Source organism: Mobiluncus mulieris (genome assembly GCF_014204735.1).
GTDB classification, from domain to species: Bacteria; Actinomycetota; Actinomycetes; order Actinomycetales; family Actinomycetaceae; genus Mobiluncus; species Mobiluncus mulieris.
Genome location: NZ_JACHMA010000001.1, coordinates 1,675,001 through 1,695,750 on the forward strand (window position 1 = coordinate 1,675,001; position 20,750 = coordinate 1,695,750).

10 protein-coding genes and 1 pseudogene are annotated in these 20,750 nt (G+C 51.8%); 5 read left to right on the forward strand and 6 right to left on the reverse strand.

Features of this window, described 5'->3' with window-relative positions; translation table 11 throughout:
• Positions 1-76: 76 nt before the first annotated feature.
• Positions 77-2,740: a cell wall-binding repeat-containing protein gene (locus F4555_RS07580; RefSeq protein ID WP_160151209.1), complete on the forward strand. Its 2,664-nt coding sequence runs from the start codon at positions 77-79 to the stop codon at positions 2,738-2,740.
• Between the two features lie 348 nt (positions 2,741-3,088).
• Here F4555_RS07580 and F4555_RS07585 read toward each other — a convergent pair whose 3' ends face one another.
• The 3 genes from F4555_RS07585 to F4555_RS07595 all read right to left on the reverse strand — a co-directional run bounded on the left by F4555_RS07585 (position 3,089) and on the right by F4555_RS07595 (position 7,918).
• The gene (locus tag F4555_RS07585; protein ID WP_103758616.1) at positions 3,089-3,814 is read right to left on the reverse strand and encodes a DUF4276 family protein; all 726 of its coding nucleotides are present in this window, start codon (positions 3,812-3,814) and stop codon (positions 3,089-3,091) included.
• Positions 3,815-3,821: 7 nt separating this feature from the next.
• Positions 3,822-5,009: an AAA family ATPase gene (locus F4555_RS07590; RefSeq protein WP_103758617.1), complete on the reverse strand. Its 1,188-nt coding sequence runs from the start codon at positions 5,007-5,009 to the stop codon at positions 3,822-3,824.
• 182 nt (positions 5,010-5,191) lie between these two features.
• Positions 5,192-7,918 carry a cell wall-binding repeat-containing protein gene (locus F4555_RS07595; protein WP_252865029.1) on the reverse strand — a complete coding sequence of 909 codons (2,727 nt, stop codon included), beginning with the start codon at positions 7,916-7,918 and terminating at the stop codon, positions 5,192-5,194.
• A 212-nt stretch (positions 7,919-8,130) separates the two neighbouring features.
• Between F4555_RS07595 and F4555_RS07600 the strand changes: the two genes are divergently transcribed.
• A complete protein-coding gene (locus F4555_RS07600; protein ID WP_004013859.1) occupies positions 8,131-8,415 on the forward strand; it encodes an AbrB/MazE/SpoVT family DNA-binding domain-containing protein in 285 nt (94 codons plus the stop codon).
• A 17-nt stretch (positions 8,416-8,432) separates the two neighbouring features.
• Positions 8,433-8,843 (forward strand): putative toxin-antitoxin system toxin component, PIN family, encoded by a 411-nt coding sequence (locus F4555_RS07605; RefSeq protein WP_249281426.1) that lies wholly within the window; start codon positions 8,433-8,435, stop codon positions 8,841-8,843.
• 537 nt (positions 8,844-9,380) lie between these two features.
• Here F4555_RS07605 and F4555_RS07610 read toward each other — a convergent pair.
• Positions 9,381-10,256 (reverse strand): putative endonuclease domain-containing protein, encoded by an 876-nt coding sequence (locus F4555_RS07610; protein WP_004013862.1) that lies wholly within the window; start codon positions 10,254-10,256, stop codon positions 9,381-9,383.
• 522 nt (positions 10,257-10,778) lie between these two features.
• Between F4555_RS07610 and F4555_RS07615 the strand changes: the two genes are divergently transcribed.
• Positions 10,779-13,622: a cell wall-binding repeat-containing protein gene (locus F4555_RS07615; protein WP_160151208.1), complete on the forward strand. Its 2,844-nt coding sequence runs from the start codon at positions 10,779-10,781 to the stop codon at positions 13,620-13,622.
• A gap of 476 nt (positions 13,623-14,098) precedes the next feature.
• On the opposite strand, the pseudogene F4555_RS07620 reads toward F4555_RS07615, so the two are convergent.
• Positions 14,099-15,418 (reverse strand): annotated as a pseudogene (locus tag F4555_RS07620) (IS3 family transposase).
• A gap of 522 nt (positions 15,419-15,940) precedes the next feature.
• Entirely contained in the window at positions 15,941-18,874 is a 2,934-nt protein-coding gene (locus F4555_RS07625) for a cell wall-binding repeat-containing protein (RefSeq protein ID WP_115325847.1), read from the reverse strand.
• Between the two features lie 104 nt (positions 18,875-18,978).
• On the opposite strand from F4555_RS07625, the gene F4555_RS07630 reads away from it, so the two are divergent.
• Complete coding sequence (locus F4555_RS07630; RefSeq protein WP_004016326.1) at positions 18,979-20,535, forward strand: RNA/DNA-binding domain-containing protein; 1,557 nt, start codon at positions 18,979-18,981, stop codon at positions 20,533-20,535.
• Positions 20,536-20,750 lie beyond the last annotated feature (215 nt).

The following is a 20,750-nucleotide window of genomic DNA, read 5'->3' on the forward strand; positions in this document are numbered from 1 at the left end:
GTCATTTTCAAAATGATGGGCATCATATTAAACATAAAGGCGATGACGCGTTTCTACCCAGATGAAGGGTGTTTTGATGATGAATTTTGGTAAGAAGATGGCTGTTGGGGTTGCGTCTGCGGCTTTGGTGGCTTCGTTGGCTGGTGTTCCGGCGGCTGTGGCTGTGGAGGAGCCTCGTCCTTTGGACGGTGGTTGGGATCGTATTGCTTCTGATAGGGCGAATAATGATCGTATTGATACAGCGTTAGAGGTGGCTAAGGTTGCTTTCCCTGAGGTGGCTAAGGCTAAGGCTGTGTATGTTGCGAATTCGACTGCGATGATTGATGCGGCTACTGCTGGTCAGTTGACTGATGGGCCTATTCTGCTGGTGGATAATAATTCTCGTACGCTTGATGTGGTTAAGGCTCAGGTTGCTAAGTACACGTCTGCTACCACGGTTTACGCTGTTGGTGGAGAGCAGGTGGTGCCTGAAGCGACTTTGAAGGCTGTGGCTGGTGATAAAAAGACTGGTCGTCTTGGTGGTAAGAGCCGGTATGAGACTGCTATGTCTGTGGCGAAACGAGTTATCGAGGTAGAGCCTAGCAAGTCTAAGAATGTGATTGTGTCACGCGCGGATGTACCGATTGACGCGTTGGCGGCTGGCACGTTGGATCATGGCCCGGTGTTTTACACGAAAGACGGGGAATTGCCTGAGGATGTGAAGACTTGGGTGAAGGATCACAAGGTTCAAAGTGTTATTGGTTTAGGTGGTAAAAACGCGGTTCCGGATAAGGCTTTGTCCGAGGCGTTGGATCCGGTGGTTAAGGTTAATCCTGGTAAAGCGGATTTGGAGTCTATTAACGCGCGTAAAGCATTCGAAGAGGCTCGCGCGAAATACCTGGGTGTGAATACCTTCCGTTCGGATTTCGAAATCACTAAAGCCGGTGATCCTAATTATCTTAATACTGCTACCTCGCGTGATCCGAGAATGCTTGATTTGGGGCGTCAGGACGCTGGTAACCGTTTCGAGGGCTACAAGGCGTTGGCTAGGGAAGTCGCGGGGCGTATGGACGTGGTTGACTCTGCGGTTAAGTCCGTGAAGATGGATATCGCGAATAAGATTAAAGACGCTAAAGGCGACTACAGTATGATTGCGACTGGTATCGCCTCTGACCTGGGTAAACTCTACGGTACTGCTAACCAAGCTAATATTGCGAATAATAAGGATTTCTTTGTTTTTGATGAGGACGGGAAAGTTACCGGGGTGGCTTATGGGGCTATCGAGTCTAATAACGAGGCTGTGAAGACTGCTATCAAGTCTGACAAGGCTCGTATCAAAGCCTACTTCGAACACAAAGACGCAGCACTGCTAGGTAATGTAGTGGCTCCTACAGGCTACAAGTTTGACTCGGTAGGTGTGGAATCCCAGAACTTGTTCTCGAATAAGTCTATCTCCACGTTGACTACTGGTGGTTCGAATCTGGTTGTGTTGCAGCGTGACACCGAGTTGTTCTTGGCTCAGGCAAAGCAGAACGCGGATTCCACTAGCGCGTCTATGCTGGATGCGTGGGCGAAGTTGAAACGTGGTACCGGTTATGTGCGTCTTGGTGGTGCGGATCGCTATTCTACGGCGGCGATGATTTCGCAGTACCTGCGTTTACAGCGTGGCGCGTTTATTGACCGGGTGTATTTGGCTAACGGCGAGTCTATGGTTGATGCTCTGGTTGCTGGGGTGTTCACCCGTGGGCCTATCTTGTTGGTTAACAAGGCTGGTACGTTGACTGATGCTACTAAGACTGAGATGCAAAACATTGGCCAGTTCCTGAGTGTCAGTGGCGATAAGGTTGTTGAACGTAAGAAAGGTGCTTTCCCGGCGGTACTCGCTGTGGGTGGTAAGAACTCTGTAACTGACGCTGCTGCGGCTGCTGCGGCTGCTGAGGTCAAGGTTGGTAACGACCGCGTCACTGAGAAGGAACAGAAGTTCCTGGTCTCTAATGAACTCAAAGTCACCTACACCGAAGGCGAGAAGGCTGTTGCTAATAGTAAGCCGGCGACTTTGAGTTTCTCTTTCCAGGTACCCACCGGGAAGAAAGCCGAAGACGCGACCGTAACCTGGCAATACCGCGCCGACAAAAGCGCAAACTGGAGTGCGGTAGCTAACAGCACTCCGGCCGGTGTGACTTACGATACCGGGACCAAGACATCGTCTGATAAGGGTATTGTCACCGTGTCCCGCAACATCACTGCCCCCGCCACTGATGCTGGCAAAACAGGCGATTACCGGGCACTCGTTACCTACAAGAACGACAGCGGCGTAACCGAAAAAGAAATCGCCACCAACCCCGTAACCGTACAACTATCCGCACCGGCAGCTGCACCGGCGCAGACACTCACTGCCGTGACTATAACCATGAATCCGGTTAGTGGTGAAGTTAAGACCACTGCTTCTGATACAGGTGCGAAAACAGTGACTTTGACCTGCGATAAAACGGGTACTGCTGTTGATGTGCAATACTCCTGGGAAATCACCGGTGCTAGTGGCCAAGTTAAATCCGGTGCTGCGGATGCCACCCACTTTGGCGCGGGAGCTTTGAACACTAAAACGTTGACTCTAACGTCACCCGCACACGACGTTGCTACAGGTAGCATCACGATTCCTGCTGACAAGATAGTCTGCAAGGCTACATCCGTGAATGCCGGCGTAAATGCAGGCTCTGCAAAGACTGCTAAGAACACGGTGATTAAGTACACCAAGGGTTAAACCGTGGTTGCATGTTGTTTAGTCCTTACCCGTCTTGAAGGAGACGATAACTGAATAAGACGTGGCACCTCTGGGAGTCATTGACTCCTGGGGGTGCCATGTTTTTAGTTGCTGCCGGGGAAACATTCAGGAGAAACTACTGGAAGAACTGGGTCTAGCAGACAGTTAGTGTCAAGTATTTTGAAACGGTCTGGGTTTTCCTGATCCGGTTTGTCGGGGTCGTATGCCAGGTTGTTCTGTTTGTGCTGCGGATAATGTTGTGGAACTAACCATTTGCAGTGGTGGTATCAGCTTGTTGTTCCTGGTTCCCCGGTTCGTTTTTATGGGGTTGGCAGGGATTTTCCGGTGTTACGGGGCGAATGACAACAGGTTGGCGACCCAGCCAGCGAAGTGGGGACACTCGTCCATCACTGCTTCTATACGGGTATGGTCGAACACTTCTTTCGTATCCGGTACTTTACGGTAGGGAACCGGACTGCTTTCTTTTAGCTGGATAAGTCGTTTAGACGGGGCTGTTTGAGGTGAATCGTTGATTTCTTCTACCCCGCCGGACGAGTCTCTCCAACCAGCCATCTGGTGAATCTCTGCGTTGCTAAACACGGTTGATTTTCCGTGTAAGGCTGCGGCAATAACCAGGGATTCAAATTCATGCTTGACTACGAAAGGCAGCCATTTTCCCGGTTGTTCCCGGTTCCTGTAGTACTCGAGCAGTTTGTCCTCAATGTCCTCGCATTGGGGATTGACTAAGCCTGCTTTTCTAATGAAATCTTGCGGAAAACCGTAGTAGTCAATCATCGTTGACACTCCCTGCCATTGCGGCTGTGCTAACAGCATCCGAATCAACGAGTCGTAGCCTCCTGCCCTGGAATACCAACCACCACCCCCAAACCGAGCCTTCCCGTTCGCGGCAACACTCGTTTTTACCACAATGGCTTGGGCAAACAAGTTCCCTCCGCTAGCCTGCTGCAGGTAAGGAGCTAAATTGTTCGTGATGAACTGTTGTTCCGACGGTCCCTCCGCAACAATCGCAATCAATGCCATAGCCGCAACCCCACACACCTTGTGACTATCCATTTCCTATTCACAAGTCCGTTACCTCCCTTTTGGGGGACACGTTTAGGACATTGTTTTCCCACATTTGCCCTACCGAATAGTCATCCAGCCATTGCGTGTAAGCCTCTGGCTCGGGACGATTCACCGCAGTCGCGCCGTTTTCCCGAGTAACCAGGGCTAATTCTTCCAACGAGAACTGATTTGCCAGCGTGACTGATTGCGTGGTGACAATAATCTTCCTCTCACGGCTGGCAAACTCGTGCAGCATCTGCGCGAGTTGATAGATAGCAAAAGGATGCAGACCAAGTTCCGGCTCGTCCAAAACAATCGTCTCCGGCGGGTTGGTTTGCTGTAACAAAACAGTCAGACAGATAAACCGAAGCGTACCGGAGCTTAGTCTCTCTCCCGAGAAAACACCATCCAACCCTTTCTGTCGCCAACGCAATATAGTGTTGCGCGAACCCTCATAAACCGGATTAACCTCAAAATCCTCAAGGAACGGTGCCACTACACGCACCGAACGTAAAATTCCCTCATACCTTTCAACATCACTTTCCCGCATCCGCCACAACACCGCCGCGAGATTCCGCCCATCACTGTGAAGCCTTAGATTATCGGCAACATCACAACTCTGTAACACGGGCGACCGGGACGAAGAATCATCAAAATGAAAAACCCTACAACCCGTGAGAATACGTCGAATATTCTCCTGTACCCCAGTCCTTGAGCCGCGATCATCCGCATCTGAAAGCACAGAACGATGCGCCAATGGTAGCCAACCATGATTGCCTTGGAAATCGTCATAGAAAGGAGCAGGGTACTTAGCCCGGTTATGAAAGAAAAGCCGCTCTCGCACCAAGGCAGTATCTCCAGTACCGCGACTGAACTGAACATCATACCCATTTGTAAGCTTTTCGTTTATCCGGTAATCAGCATCGATTGCAAAACACCGTGAATCAAACCCCCTGCCTTGCTCCGCCGAGTCAAAATCAGCTACCGGGCTACCCTGGAAAAAGTGTTCACTAAACCCGCCACCACGCATGATTTCATCCTGGAACGTGTCATCAACCAGACGTGAAAGCAGCTCTATCCCTCTGAGCAAGTTCGTCTTTCCCGCACCGTTGGGACCAATCAACAACGTAACCGGAGTGACCAATTCCAAAGTAGTGTCTCTAATGGAAAGCAGATTTCTGATTCTAAAAGAACGAATCGCCATACGCTACATTCTAACCTCTCCACCAGCGCAAATTCTCCCACCAAACCAAGGGAACTCGTTACACACCACCATACCCGCGACCGTCCCGGAACAGGTCTGACCCCGGTAGTCATCTACCGGGGTCAGACGTTTATGAAGTTATCGTTGAAACCATTGAGGTTTCACTAGAATCAAAGGACTCACTAGGAGATGTTTACAGTAACGTTTTTATCCGCACCATCGGAAACCGTCTTAGCTGCACCGGCGCCGTCCTCGTCAACCTTGACCGTCACTTTAATCGTGCCAGAGACAGCACCATTGTGAGAGTCGTCGGTAGCGGTAACCTTGCAAGCCTTTGCGCTAGAATCCCAAGCAACAGCGAACTTTACCTTACCAGTAGTAGCAGGAAGCTCGTTCTTATCGATAGTGCAGGTGTACTCGGCAGGCGCAGACTTAGCGTCAGTCACAGGAACCGAAGCAGTACCGTTTGCGGCAGTGATTGGGCTGCCAGTTACTGCACCCAAGGTTGGCTTTGCCGAAGTGGTAGGAGCCGCAGCTAGTTTAACCGTGACATCGACACTGTCTTGATATTTGATATTACCCTTGCTGTCAATCCAACGGACAGTCACCTTATAGGTTCCGTTAGCCGCGACATCCTCTTTTCTATCAGCAGGAGTGAAAGTGAGTTGGCCGGTAGTATTGTTACCCGTGGCGGTAACACCCTTGGGCAGGCCATCAAACAAAGCGCTAAGCCCCGCAACCCTACCGTTGTTAGCGGCTATCGACATAGCAGCAGTCTTAGCACCGGCATTGCCAACATTCGTGATTTCCAGGCTGGCGTATCCGCCTAGGGATGGAGCCTGATTACCGGCATCATCGTTACCACGGAAGTTGTTCGTGCCCTTGTAGTTCTTAGCTTCTTTCAAGGCTTTAACCGCAGCGGCACGGATTTCCTCGGAGATAGACATCTTTCCACCTAAAGCGAAGGTACCCAGATTCGGTTCCTTCTTCTTCAAATAAGCCAGGTGGTTCAACACGGTCTTATCAATCTCACCAGAAGCCGGCACCAACAGAATCGGACCATCAGTCAACTGACCCGCCACTACCGAGTCCACCAAGTGAGCATCATCACCAGAAGCCAAATACGCCCGCGAATCCTTCTTAAAGTCCTTAGACCCCGAGTTCACGAAACGACCCCGCTTCTCCAGGTACACCGCCAACAAGGAAGAAGTCTCATAGCGAGACTTACCAGCCAGACGCGGCACACCAGTCACACCAGTAAGCAACTCCATATTCGTGTTGTTATAGTAGGCATTCACCGCGTCCAACAAGTTCTGCTTCGCCTCATCATGACGCTTCTGCTGGTTATCCAACTCAGTCTTTGTCACGTTATAGAACGCAGACCAGTTCACCTTACCCGAGGCCAAAGCCTCCACACCAGCAAGATCCTTACCCGGCAAAACAGCGTCCTTGTTGGCAATCTTGGCGTAGACAGCCTCCTTGAAAGTCAAATCCGTGTCACCAACCTTATAGACCTTCTTACCAGACCAGTCACCAGCAGCCAGCTTTGACTGTACCCCGTCAAGCTTATCCATATCCAAACCAGTCAAGTTAGAATCATCATCAAACTTGAACACACCAGAAGTAGAAACCGCCCCAGAATCATTCAAAGTAGGCCTGATCTCGCTGAGAGACAAACCATACAAATCCTGAACCGCTTTCACCAACTTAGCAGCCACGTCACCAGCGTTAACATTGGTAACGGCGGATAAAGCCGCAGCTTTAACCTCAGCGGTTTTAGCGTCAACTAGGGCATTATCCTTCACAGCATTCAAATCATTATACTGTTTAGTGATAACCACATTGTTAGCCTTCAAATCCTTCAAAGGCTGCACATAACCAACAAACGCCTTTTTCGGATCACTAACAGCGGTCTCAATATTCACACTCGAAGGATCCTTAGACTCAGCCTTAACAGACCCGCCGTTAAGACCAAAGAAATCATACTTCTCGAACTTGTTAACATCAAAAGCGGCACCCTGGTCTTGAGGCGGCATAGAATCTTTAACAAACTTACGGGACTGCCAATCAGACTGACCAAAATAAGTAGCAGCCGCTAACGCCACATTAGCCTTAAGCTCTTTACCACTCTTAAGCCAAGACCACGGATCAAGCTTCTTAATCTCAGCCCCTACCTTAGCAACCTGCTCCGAAGGAAGAGCCTTCTCCCCACCAAGAATCACTGCGTCACGAGCATGCTTCACAGCCTCGGCATAATAATCCTTAGTAGCCTTATCAATATCACCAGACGGAGTGAGCATCAACACCGGTCCATCCCCGGCCGCACCCGCAGTCAAAGCGTCAACCATCACATCACCACGAGTGAAATACACACGAGACGCGTTCTTAAAATCCTTATACGCAGCCTTAGCTACCGCCACATTCGTCTCATAACGATTCTTACCATCCAAACGCTCGGTCTTGGTAATCTTGTCGTTCATCTTCTTAACCGCAGCCACCGCCTCATCAGGAACCGCGTTCTTACCACCAACAGCAACCAAAGTATTAACCTTGTCAAACTTCGATTTAATCGCAGCACCCAACAACAACTGACCCGAACGATCCGTCGGCACCAACAGCACCACACCATCAGTCAACATGCCAGAAGTAGCAGCATCAACCAAATGCGAATCACCAGCAGCCACCAAATAAGCCTTAGTCAAAGACTTACCCTTATCAGCATACAAACGCTCCGCAGCCGCAATCGCCGTATCAACACGAGAATCCCCCGCAATACGCTCAAAAGAACCACCCTCCGGGAAAGTAATCCTCTCAGCCCCCGCAGCCACAGCCGCCGGAACCCCAGCCAACGAAGCCACCAAAGCCGCAGACGCAACCCCAACAGCCATCTTCTTACCAAAATTCATCATCAAAACACCCTTCATCTGGGTAAAAACCAGTCACCCCCCAAACCACCCCCCACCAGCACAAACGTGGTAACCGGTTTTATTTGCCAGTATTTTTGAGTATCCTTAAAGTAAGGAAAGTAAGGGATTCCTTGTAAGGGTGTCACTGCGAAAGCGTTACGATGTCATTGTAAAAAAGTGGCACTATAAAAGCATTATTGGGAGGATGACAGAAAATGGAACTAGCGAAAGTCACGGCGAAGGGGCAAATCACTATCCCGATTGCGGTACGCCGTAAACTTGGGGTGAAGACGGGTGGGAAAATAATGTTTTTGGAGGATGGCGACCGGGTAGTGATAGTGAATCCCTCGGTACAGGCGCTGCTCGAACTGCAAAACGATTTCGCCGGCGTGGCCGAAAAACTCGGTATCGAAACCGAGTGTGACGTAGTCGACTTGGTCAAAGAAGTCCGCCAGGAACGCGCCCCCAAGTCGGGTGCCGGGTCGGTCGAAAACGTGTAGGCGCTCTCATGCGGGTAATGCTGGACACTAACGTGCTGATTTCTATGGCGTTGTTTCCTAATCCGCAGGTTTTGCGGATTATGGAAGTGGTTACCTGGAAATATGACCTGGTGATTTCGACTTATGTGATTGACGAGTTCCGGGAGGTGGTTGCACGGAAGTTTCCTGGCTATCTCTCGTCGGTGGATCGGTTCCTGGCGAGGCTGGACTATGAGTCGGCGGTGATGCCGTTACACATTCCGGAAAATCTGTACCAGATTCGTGATCCCAACGATTACCCGATTTTATATGCGGCAACACACAGTAATGTGGACATTTTTGTCACGGGAGACAAGGATTTTGCTGATGTCCGCCTGACATACCCCGAGATTCTAACTCCGGCGGAGTTTTTAGAGCGCTACGCGGATGGGAAATCAATAGTCGAATAGGCGTAGCCCTGCCTGATAGGCTCAATTCTCTCAGAACTAGGGGTCTCGGGCAAGATTAACCCCGGAATTCAGCGACACCGACTTTGGCTACACGGTTATTCGGCTCAATGGTCGGCAGCTTTCAGATATGCGGGTTGATTTGTTTAGGACTGGGGCTCCCGGGAGCCTGAATATCGGTTTTTATTTGCACCGTGGACATCTATCCCCTGGTAAGTTTTTGAAAACCCCAGGTCAGGGCATTTCCCGATTTCGGCAAGCCCCGAAAATCGTTCCATGAATGTCCAAAACGCAAATAAATCGGTAAAAACCACCCGCAGTCCGGGTTCCAGATTGGGAACCTGGAGCTGGGGCGACCGCAGAGTGGCCTGAATTGGAATTCCCGAGAGTAAGGACGGCCGTAGCGAGACCTGGACTGGGTCTCGTAATCCCCACTTAGGCGCGGCCAACAAGCCTTTTCCTGAGCGTCAGGCCGAGTGGGTCTCGTAATTCCAGCTCAAGCGCCGCCGGGTACACCGCCGGCGGGCAAGAGTACCCTACTTATGAACCGTATTCCTCGCCCGCTCCACTCAGGCCGCCGTGATTTTTGAAGTAACGAATTATATCAGTCTTGAACTGTCCCGATTCGACATCGTCCCAGGTGAAGCGCAGGGTAGCTAGTTGGTTAATCAACGATTCGCGGCTGCGCCGGCGATCCTCGACGAACTGACTGTGCCTGGCGTGCCACTCGTAGCCATCAAGTTCGACTATCACCTCATGTACCCCGTTGCTGACGACCATGTCAACTTCGCCGATGCCCGCTATAACCTGACCGACTTTCACGTTCAGCCCGAGCCCGCGCAGCACGCGCCGCGCGTTGGTCTCCAGCGGAGAACGCGCCCGGTAGCTGCCGAGTTCAATAGCCTGGCGTACCTCGACGGAGCCGCGTTCCCCAACTTCGGCCAGCAACTGTTCCTTAGTTGCCAGCCCTTTAAACAGAGCAGAGTCAACGATTACTTCGCGCTCTTCCGGCGTGTCGACGCACTTCAGAGCACATACCACCGTCGCCACCGGGTCATCGACGTATAGCCGGGACAGGCTCGGCGCGGCGGGTAGAATCCGGTGTATCACCGTGTTTTTTGTATGTATCCGGTGACAATTATGCGCCACCGCCACATGAATCTTTCGGGGGCGACGCAGCGTATCCACGCCCCATTTGCGCAGTGCCGTCACACACGCGACATGGCCCCGGTTGGCGCGCGCCACTACGACACGCCTATCCGTGCCCGGCAGATACGCGACGCAGCGTTTGATTACTTTCAGTTGCCCGGCTCGGCTGGCACACGCCAACGAGTAACGCCCAAAGTACGTGTTAAGCTCGCGCAGCGGATACGCACCTTGGTTTAGTTTCATGAATTCTTCTAATTCTGGGTCCATGAGCCAATGCTCTCGCCTCGCGCAGAGTCCTGCAACTCGCGCCAGACGCAATTGTGGAAAACGATTTTTCCACAGTCATAGTCGCAAACCACGATTTGCGCCGAATCATGAGTCGATTTTGGCGTTTTGGACATTCGTGGGGCATTTTCCGGGGTTTGCCGGAAATGGGAAATACTTTGACCTGGGGTTTTGAGAAACTTAGCAGGGTATAGATGTCCACGGCGTACATAAAAGCCGATTTTCGGACTCCCGGGAACCCAGCACAAGTCGAGCCAGATCCGTCACGACTTCAGGGAAACCCAGTGTTACGGGATTTGGTGTTATCGCCATAGAGGACGGTTATCCGGGCTCCGGGGGATTTCTTAGTCTGGATTGTGATATCGACCTACCGGCTCCGGGAGATCGGTTCTGGGCATGGTGCTGGCAGCAGTCCCCACCGTGTTAAAGTATTCCGGGTATGTTTCCGCTGGTGGGGGGTGGTTTGGGGGGTGACTGGTTTTTACCCAGATGAAGGGTGTTTTGATGATGAATTTTGGTAAGAAGATGGCTGTTGGGGTTGCGTCTGCGGCTTTGGTGGCTTCGTTGGCTGGGGTGGCTCCGGCTGTGGCTGCTAACGAGCAGGAGGTGCCTGGTTCGTATGATGGCATGGTCTCTACTGATCGTTTCGGCGGGTATGATCGTGTTGAAACTGCTATTAAGATTGCGGAGAAGGCTTTCGAGAAGACTGCTACTGATGTTGAGGTAGCGTATCTCGCCTCTGCTAGTGATGCTTCTGCGGTGGATTCTGCTGCTGCTGGTCACTTGTCTGACGGGCCGATATATTTGGTGAGTGGGGATAACCGTTCCGCCAAGGCTGTAAGTGATTCTATTAACAACAAGTTCCCCAACGTGCAAAAAATCATTGCTATTGGTGGGGAGAAAGCTGTTGCTGGTAGTTCTTTGAAGACTGTTGCTGATGCTGTGGGTGTGCCGTCTGAGCGTCTCGGCGGGGCTGACCGTTATGAGACCGCTGTGGCTATCGCTGAGCGTGGTTTGAATTACAAGGGTATGTCTTCTGTCGGGCAGTTTTATCCTAAGAAGGTTTATTTAGCGCGTGGTGATAACCCGGTGGATGCGCTAGTCTCCGGGGTAATGGATGACGCGCCGGTGCTTTTGTTGGGTCCGGATGGTTCCGTGCCTGAAGTAACTAAGAAATACTTGGCTAAAACCTTGCCTTCCAAGTTTGTGGCTTTGGGTGGTGAGAAGGCTATCCCGTCTACTTCTTTCGTGAAGGCCGAACAAAACCCGGTTATTCGTAACGCTTTCACTGGTAATGAGGATATTAAAGACGCTAAAAAGAAAATGGATGAGGCCGAGTTCCTGCTCAAGGGTGTGCCCGGTAGTAAAGGTGTTAATCCTAAAATCCGGGAAACCCAGACCCTGTCCGAGGAACAGCTCGACGTGCTCCGCGCCCAGGTAGCCGGACTCGAAGCAGCCCAGAACGCGGCTCAAACAGCCTACGAGACAGCAGTAAAAACCGCGCTAGGTACAATTGCCAAACCCGCCGACACTGCACTGAAAGCCGCCGAGAGCACGCTGAAAGATAAAGACGCGGCGCTGAAACAAGCTGAAGAGAAAATCGCTAACCGCGCAAAAGTCACGGAGGAAATCACCAAATTAGTGGAGGCCTACGAGAAGGCTGGCGACGGCACTGATAGCGGTGTTACAGCTGCTAAAGACTTCGCTACAAAAGTAGGTAAATATGTCACCGCGTACTGGGCTGACAGCGCTTCGAAGAATACCGCAGATGTTGCCACTAAGGCCGATGCTGGTAAACTCAAGGGCGCCCTGGCGAAAGACAAGCTTGACGCGACTAAGCATGCTAGTGGTGGTGCCGCTACTAACGCGGAAACCGTCTTCACCGCTGATTACAAGGATACCTTCGGTGACACTGCGGCAAAACAGGCCGAGGCTAAAGACAAGGCATACGGTGAGGAAGCTGTCGCTCAAAAGAAGTATGACGAGGCTAAGGCCGCGTATGACAAGGCTATGGCCGAGTATAATACGAAGAAGGCCGAGGTGGAGAAGACTCCTGCGGTGAAGGCTGCTAAGGCTAATCTTGAGGCCGCTCAGAAGGCTTTGGATTCGGTTCGGTTCCAGATTGATAACGCTGGCGGTGGCTTGGCGTTCATGGGGTATAAGCGTATCGAGGCTGCCTATTCCTCTATCGACGGCGTGTATGCTAACGGGTTGAACAAGTATAAGGCTGCTATTGATAAGGCCGTGTCGGATGGGGCTAACTCCCAGCTGGGTGAAAACACGTTCGCTGGGTTCGCCCCGGCTGTTAAAGCTGTGAAGGCCGCCTACGGCGTGGATTTGACCCAGGAGAACGTGTCTAAGTTCTTTGCATTCAAGAAGAACGCGGAGGGTAACCGGGTGGTGTTCCGTGCTAACCACGCGAAACTCTTGGCTGAGAGTGACGCTTTGGTCGACCAGGCTAAGGATCTTATCAACGAGTTTTACGCCGCGATGCAAGATGGGTTCAATAACGGGGACATGATTGGCTGGTTCCAGTCTCTGCGCTACACCACGCTTAACAACGGGATTTGGGGTAAGGCTGACGCTAAGAAACGCGCCCTGGTGCGTGATGCGTCTATGGCTGTTGTTGATGCTCTGCTAACCGGTGCCCGCAGCTTTGACGGCACCAGCTATGACGAGAGCTTTTTTGGGCTGGATAAAGGCGAGGCGTTTACTATTAACCCGCGTGGTTTCGCTGGGGCTTCGCGTGTCGCCCACATTCTGGAATCTATCGCGTTGAACAATCGTAAGAGTGCCGAGTCTGCCTATAACGAGGCTCGTGTTGCTTTCAATGTTGCTTTGGATAAGGTGACTCCTAAGCGCTACGACCGGCTTTATGGAACGGATCGGTTCGAGACTTCCGCCGCGATTGCGGCTTACTGGAGGGCGTACTATGTGACCCTGCCTGATTCCCAGGGTGGTCTTGGCTATGAGCTCGCGAAGAGCTCCCGGGTATACCTCGCTAACGGTGATACCTTCATCGACGCGGTTGCTGGCGGGCAATTGAAGCAAGGTCCTATCCTGTTAGTCAACAAGGCTGGTGTCCTCACCGACCAGGTTAAGCAGCGTCTCGCTTTCGCTCGTACTGATTCGAAGATGCTTACCGTCACCGCGTTGGGTGGTGCTAATGCTGTATCGGATAAGACTCTCAACGACGCGGCGAAAGCCGCTAAAGACGGGTCCTTGATTGGTAAGACCCTGTTCGATAACTCGGTAGGGAAGACCCTGTCTAACACCCCGGCCGAGCCTAAAGCCGACCAGGCTAAAGACAAGAAAAACCCTAAAGACTCCAAAACTGACACCAAGTAGGACTGGGAAACTTTTTCTTGAATACAACTAGATAACCCAGGCCGGCCCCCGGAAACCCCGACAGGTTCCCGGGGGCCGGCCTTCCCTGTGGCAGGGAATAAAATGGTCGAAAAAAGCGGGTAAACCGTTTTGGGGACAGCGGGTAACCAGCAGGATTCCGTGTTTTTAATTCGGGTTTTTGATTGGTATCTCAATGAAAAATAGAGGTTGTTTAGCTTTTTTGGCTTAAATCATAACCATGCTTGACATTCCACAGATTTATGCCAGCAGGTGGTACGTGCTTAGTGTATGCCAAGAAAACCGCTCCATCATCTATACCTCTAACTTGGAATTCTCCAGATAAGGAACCATTCTGGGTGACACCCCCAATACCAGCCACCATCATCGACCGCACCGTGCATCACGACAGAATCCCCCGCTTCGCAGGAACCTCCCACCGCGTCACACATGAAGTGTCCCAGGTTTTGTTCCGTTTCTTATACGGGTGCTAGTTGTTTAGCATGGGTTTGATTATATTGGGTTATTACTTCCTCGGGAGTGGAATAATCTAGCGATTCGTGGAGACGCTGGTGATTTCACCAGTACACCTAGTTCAGGGTTGCCCATTCGACTTCGGTGCATGAGCCAGGTCTGGGAGTAAATCAACTCGGTTTTGTATAGCCCGTTGACTGTCTCGGCTAGCGCGTTATCGTAAGAATCCCCAATAGTTCCGGTCGATGATCTAATCCCTGCATCTGTTAGTCGTTGACTGTATTTAATGCTTACGTATTGACAACCATGGTCAGCGTGATGGATTAAGTCCTGCCAGATTGTCTTTAGCGCAGCCTATCGCCTGTTCTAAGGCCTCTAACGGCAACGCCTCAGTGGCATAGTTGACCTGGTAGCCCAGCCCACAATCTTGCGTGAATACACGTCTGTAACAAAAGCTGTGTACACGAAACCCGACAAAGTTCTGACATAAGTGATATCCGCGACCCACAGCCGGTTTGGTCTATCTGCAGTGGAATCGCGGTTAACTAAATCCGGGCGTGTATCCGGGCGTGTATCCGGGCGGTGAAGGCCGGGTAGTCACCGGTTTACGGCCTCGGTGTGCCCCATGAATCCCGGCCAGGCGCATCAACCTGCCAGTCTGTTCCCGTTCGATAGCAAACCCCGCCCGGCGCATAGCACGCCAGATTTTACGAATCCCATAAACACGGTAATTCTGGTCGAAAATCTTTACGATTTCCTCGATTAACAAGGCATCTCTCAATCGCCTAGCACACACAGTTCTTGACTTTGCAGCCCGGTAACCACGTGGCGTGAGGAAGCCCCCAACCATGTGTTCTCTCATAACCCGGCAAATACACTCGACCGAGAAACAATCACGATACTGGTCAATAAACGCAATCATGCTATCGCGGGGTACTTGCACCTCCGGTGCGTACCCCGCCTCGCTCGGAATGCAAACTCGAAAACTGCGTTTTCAGTTTGCATCCTCACTCGGCCGGGTGGTCGAGTTCTTTGGCGAAAAAAGCTGATGCCAGTTTCAGAATCTCGTTCGTACGTCTGAGTTCTGCGTTTTCTTTACGCAGACGTCGTATCTCGGCAGACTCCTCTCGAGTGACCCCGGATCTCTCGCCCTGATCTATTTCAGCTTGATTCACCCAGCGGCACAGTGATTCCCGGCTGACACCGAGTTTCAATCCGATATCACTGATAACCGCCCATCTCGAAACCCCAGAATCGTCTCGAAGCCGATCAAACACCAGCCCGACAGCACGATCCCTAAACCCCTGCGAATAATTCCTAGGCATAAAACAATCCCCTCAAAAAAACCTAGAAACAAAACCCAGGACACTTCAGCCCGTGTTCCGTTGACGGCTTTGTTGGGGTTCATGAGGTGCCGGTCGGGGTGGGGGCTTTTTGTTGAGGTGTGGCGGATTTAGTGTCGGTGGTGGTTTGTGATTTGAATCGTGGACGACCTGTCATCAGACAGACGATCACCAACTATCCTCGACATACGATTTCTAAACTCTGGCGAATACCCCTTAGACATGTTCCAATCCTCTCAAAACAGATAGGAACAAAACCCAGTATGCTTCAATATCACCACTGCAAATGGTTAGTTCCACAACATTATCCGCAGCACAAACAGAACAACCTGGAATACGACCCCGACAAACCGGACCAGGAAAAACCCAGACCGCTCCAGGCAAAAATTTTGACACGGATAAAAACGGCTTGTTTCCCCGGCGAATGCCGGGGAAACAAGCACACAATATTCTGTTATCCGGGATGGCTCCTCATGAAACCAAACCCAGGGTATTCAGTCAGTACTATTTGATTTCATAGACCGTGTTGGACTTCACCAAGTACTTCACATCGGTGCCGCCTTTAATACCCCACTTGTTATCGGTGGAGTGTTTCACAGCAACTACTCCGTTAGGAGTAACTTCGGTGCCGTCAGCTTTGTAACCTTTCCAGCCGTTAACAGCATCATTTGCAGATGTGGTGTTGGGATTAGCATTGATACCGTAGGCGCCAGTAATACCGGTGGTGGCTACAAGAGCGGTCGGGTTTGTCGGGGCTTTGTATTCGAAGATGAAGCTGAATTTCCTGGTGCCGACCTTGCCGGTTACCGTGTATGTACCGAACTTAGTGGTACCAGGAGTAACCGTCACATCAACCTTACCGTTCTGACCAGCAGTGGCTGCGGCGTTAGGCCGACCATCAGCGTTAGGAGCCTCGCCGTTGACCTTGATATCGGAGGCGGCGGCAGACGGAGCAGTAATGTCAAGTTCCACAGTCTTAGCCCCTGCTGGAGTAGTGAGTGACATCTGGTTCAGGTCAGTAAGACCTTGATCGTTTGCTTTAGCTCCGGCGGCGGGGGCTTCCACTACCTTAATAGTGAAGGACTTGCTATTACCTTTCTTGTCTTTCACAGTAACCTTATAGGTACCAACACCAGTAGTGGTCTTGGTGGTTACGCTCAACTCGCCATCGTTGCCTAATACAACATCGAAGCTGCTCTTAGAGTCAACACCAGCGGGGTCGGTTTTAATTTCTACATCGGCATCGGTCAGCTTAGTGATAACCGCGCCGACCTTGTCCTTCAACAGGTACTTGAAAGTAGCTACCTTGCCTTCAACCGCTTCGACCGGGTTGGTGTGACCGGCTACGGAGTGCAGGTTGATATCACCGCGGGTACTGGACTGCTTGTCATCGGTAACGAATTTACCGCCCTCCGAGAACTTAGCAGCCCCGGCTTTAGCGACCTTGTCAGACACAGCCTTTTTACCACCGATTACCCAGCCGCCTTGAACCTTTTTAGCGGTACCCATGTTCTTGATTTCCTTCGCCACAGACTCCGGCAAATCCCCATCAGACTTCACCAACAGAATCGGCCCGTAGCGCAACTGACCAGCTACCACCGAGTCAATCAGGTGTGCGTCCTCACCAGAAGCGAAATACACATGCTTCCAGCTGCCGAAGCCCCAGCCGTTATTCTCAGTCCAGCCCTCCGAGTTACGAGAGTTAGACGCGCCACGCAGATAGTAAGACAACAACGCAGAAGTCTCGTAACGGTCTTTACCCACAATACGCGGGGAACCAGAACCCTTCCGCTCGACAACCTTAGCGAAAGGAGAAGCCTTCCACGCGATAATCGCATCATCCAAAGCCTTCTTAGCCTCAGCATGACCAGCCTTCAAATCCGCTAATGCCTTCTTAGTAACCTCAGCCACCGCACCGAAGTTAACCTCAAGATTCGTACCGCTGGCTTTAGCGATATTATCAGCGGTGCCAAGGGTAGTGGTCGGCAAGTCACCCAACTTCACCGTGGTGGAAGCATTGAGCTTAATCACCTTGGAATCCCCCGCCGCGTCTTTATAATCAGCGATAACCGAGGCCACCGCGTCCTCATTCACCCCATCAAATGCCCCGTCAGCACTAAACTTCCAGGAACCAGGGTTATTCACCGTGACAACACCCTCACTATCGATAGTAGCCTCCGGAGCCTCCGGAGCCACCCCATACATAGCCTTAAACGCAGCCGACAAAGCAGTGTAACCACTATAAGCAGCCAGATCCCTTGCGTTAGCCGGGTAGCTCTTCACAGTTTTACCTTCAGCCTGCGCAGTCACGTTAGCAGCTTTAACCGCCTTCACCTGGTTATCCAAAGCATCCTGCTTAGCGGAAACCTGTTTCAAAATCTTCGCAGCATTAGCCTTCACCAAACCAAGGGAACGGTCATACCCGATAAAGCACTTCTCAGTCGCGGGAATACCATCACTAACGTTAATCAGGCTCTGATCACCAGAAAGCTTCATATCGTCAACACAGTCACCATTATTAGAATTCTCTGCCGCGCGACCGAAATAACCCGCCACATTATCAGTACCCTTCTGCCAAGCAGACTGACCAATAAAATTAGCCGCCGCTTTACGCAGATTATTCTTCAACTTAGTGACTTCATCCTTATAAGACCACGGATCAAGCTGCTTAACACCATCAAACAACTTCTTTACCTGATCCTCAGGCAACACACTCTCGCCACCCAAAACAAGAACGTCCTGATTCTTACCCTTCAAAGAATCCATATAAGACTTAGTAGACTTATCCACATCCCCAGCAGGATTCACCAGCAACGTCGCCGCTGCCTCGTAAGAACCAGCCGTAATCCCATCAACCGGGTTATCCCCACGAGTCAACAAAATCGGACCAGGGCCGCCGTCCTTATAAACCTTCTTAGCAATAGCCACATTAGTCTCATAACGATTCTTACCACCAAGACGATCAGACTTAGAATTAATATTCCGATTCATCTTCGCGACATTCGCCACAGCCTCTTTAGGCATAACAGCCTCGCCACCAATAGCGACAAGCTTCTTAATCTTCTTCAAATCATCGTCTTTAGACATCATAGCGCCCAACAACTGCTGCCCCTTCGCATCAGAAGGCACCAACAACACCACGCCATCCTTAACCATACCCGCCGTAGCAGCATCCACCACAGAGTCCTGATTAACCAAATAAGCAGTCTTAACAGCAACCCCGTTACTCTGCTTATCCTGCATACGCAACTTAGCAGCATTAAACGAAGTCAACATACGATCCACGCCATCAACACGCTCCAACTTCGCCCCACCAGGCAACGGAATCGACTTATTCGCAACAGCCGCCGGAACACCAGCCAACGAAGCCACCAAAGCCGCAGACGCAACCCCAACAGCCATCTTCTTACCAAAATTCATCATCAAAACACCCTTCATCTGGGTAATAGTAGAAGACCAGGAATTCGGGGGTAAATCTGTCCTGTTTCCTAACTCTCGCACCTGCTCTTACACTTAAACTCTTTAAGTCTTATACTTAAAGAGTGCTGAACTCTGGAACTCTTGTAAAAGTGCTTGATGAACTGCGGGAACGTGGTGGGGATTCTTACGATGTTGAAGTGAAAACGGGTGCTAATGGCATTCCTGGTCTGGGACAGACCTTGTGCGCTTTTGCTAATATGCCTGATGGGGGCACGATTATCATTGGCGTTTCGGAAAACCTGGATTTCAAAGTGTTGGGGATTGCTCCTTCGCGTATCGCGAAGCTGGAACAAAGCATAGCCGCTCAGGCTCGCGACCATATCAAGCCGCCTCCGCAGCTCGATTTCCAGACGCTAAAAATCGGCAGCAAGACCATCCTTGTCGCAACGGTGCGCGGGCTAGAACTCGCGTCCCGCCCTGCTTTCTATAAGGGTGTGGCATATTTGCGTCAGGCAGACGGCGAATACCCGATGAGTCCCCAGGAACTGCAGCATGTCGAACTTCTGAAGACACAGGGTTTCGAACCGTTGCATCCCGACCGGTTTAGTGTCCCGGGATCGTCCCTGACGGATTTGGATGCGTCCTTGGTCGCGGCCTACGATGAAGCGCTGTCACTGGCCTCTCGGCGTTTTCATGAGATGTCACGCACTGAGCGGCTGGTTTATTCTGGGGTTCTGACTCCTGGTGGCGAAGCCACGCTTGGTGGTCTTTATGCGCTGGGCAAGATGCCCCAAGCGGTCACGCCGAGCCTGGGGGTGACCGCCGCAGTTCAGGTAATCGACTCAGAGCGAGGACCAAACACGACCGCAGGCACGTCCTTGGGTGAAGTCGCGCGAACGGTCTCGACGCCGCGCGTCATGGATTTGTCGCATTTTACTGGCCCGGTTCCGGAACTCCTTGAACAATCTCTTGCTTGGGTGGAGCGTAACACCAGTAAAGCCCTGGTCTATGACCAGCACGGTCACGCCCGCGACCTGCCCACATTCCCACTCGCTGCGGCTCGTGAGATCATCGCCAACGCCCTGGTGCACCGTTCGCTGGCACCCATAACTGATTCCAAGCGGGTCGAGATTCGCATCCGTGGGAGTGTGTTATCGGTGACCAGCCCGGGCGGTTTATGGGGCGTGACTGCCGAGCGTCTGGGTAAACCAGGCGGTAAAAGCGCGGTCAACCCGATGCTTTACGAAATCTTGAAAAACGTCCGTACTCCTGACGGAGCGCGCGTAATCGAGGGTGAAGGCGGTGGCATCCGCGAAGCCATCCAAGTCCTTGAAGCCTGTGGCCTGCCCCGGCCCCGGTTTATCGACCAGGGAATAGAACTCCACGTCCTCATGCGACTCACCCCCAGCCCCCCGCGACCAGCCCCGATGCAACCACTCTTGAGGTCTATGGAACCGATTCCGACCACACCCGCCGCTCCCATCCAAACAAGCACCAAGCACGGTCCCGCTATCCTTGCCTCACTGTCAGGCGGTCCGCAAACCCTAAACACCATACGTTCTGTTACGGGACTCAGCGAGGGTCAGGCCCGATACGCGCTCGGGAAGCTCATCGCTGCCGGGAGCGTGGTGATGCTTGGTAGCCAAGGCGATCCAGATACAACCTACTGCCTTCAATAAGCACGCGGGGATTCCTGGGCCGACACCTAGTTGCGGGCAAACGAGGATTTTGGGTCGACATCCGCAAAGGCTGTAGCGAATCAGGGGAGGTTTTTTGAGGGGGGGGATACCCGGCAGGAGTGTGCCTAAAAGTGGAGAATAGCTGGGTAGCTGCCATTATTGGCAGCTACCCAGCTATTCTCCCCCTATAAATCCCAAACACCGGAGCATCCCCC

What these genes read in the sequence shown, in the direction of transcription:
- F4555_RS07590 (WP_103758617.1), bottom strand. Translation starts at nt 5,009, where the DNA reads ATGGCGATTCGTTCTTTTAGAATCAGAAATCTGCTTTCCATTAGAGAC.
- F4555_RS07595 (WP_252865029.1), bottom strand. Translation starts at nt 7,918, where the DNA reads ATGATGAATTTTGGTAAGAAGATGGCTGTTGGGGTTGCGTCTGCGGCT.
- F4555_RS07610 (WP_004013862.1), bottom strand. Translation starts at nt 10,256, where the DNA reads ATGGACCCAGAATTAGAAGAATTCATGAAACTAAACCAAGGTGCGTAT.
- F4555_RS07615 (WP_160151208.1), top strand. Translation starts at nt 10,779, where the DNA reads ATGATGAATTTTGGTAAGAAGATGGCTGTTGGGGTTGCGTCTGCGGCT.
- F4555_RS07580 (WP_160151209.1), top strand. Translation starts at nt 77, where the DNA reads ATGATGAATTTTGGTAAGAAGATGGCTGTTGGGGTTGCGTCTGCGGCT.
- F4555_RS07605 (WP_249281426.1), top strand. Translation starts at nt 8,433, where the DNA reads ATGCTGGACACTAACGTGCTGATTTCTATGGCGTTGTTTCCTAATCCG.
- F4555_RS07585 (WP_103758616.1), bottom strand. Translation starts at nt 3,814, where the DNA reads ATGGATAGTCACAAGGTGTGTGGGGTTGCGGCTATGGCATTGATTGCG.
- F4555_RS07600 (WP_004013859.1), top strand. Translation starts at nt 8,131, where the DNA reads ATGGAACTAGCGAAAGTCACGGCGAAGGGGCAAATCACTATCCCGATT.
- F4555_RS07625 (WP_115325847.1), bottom strand. Translation starts at nt 18,874, where the DNA reads ATGAAGGGTGTTTTGATGATGAATTTTGGTAAGAAGATGGCTGTTGGG.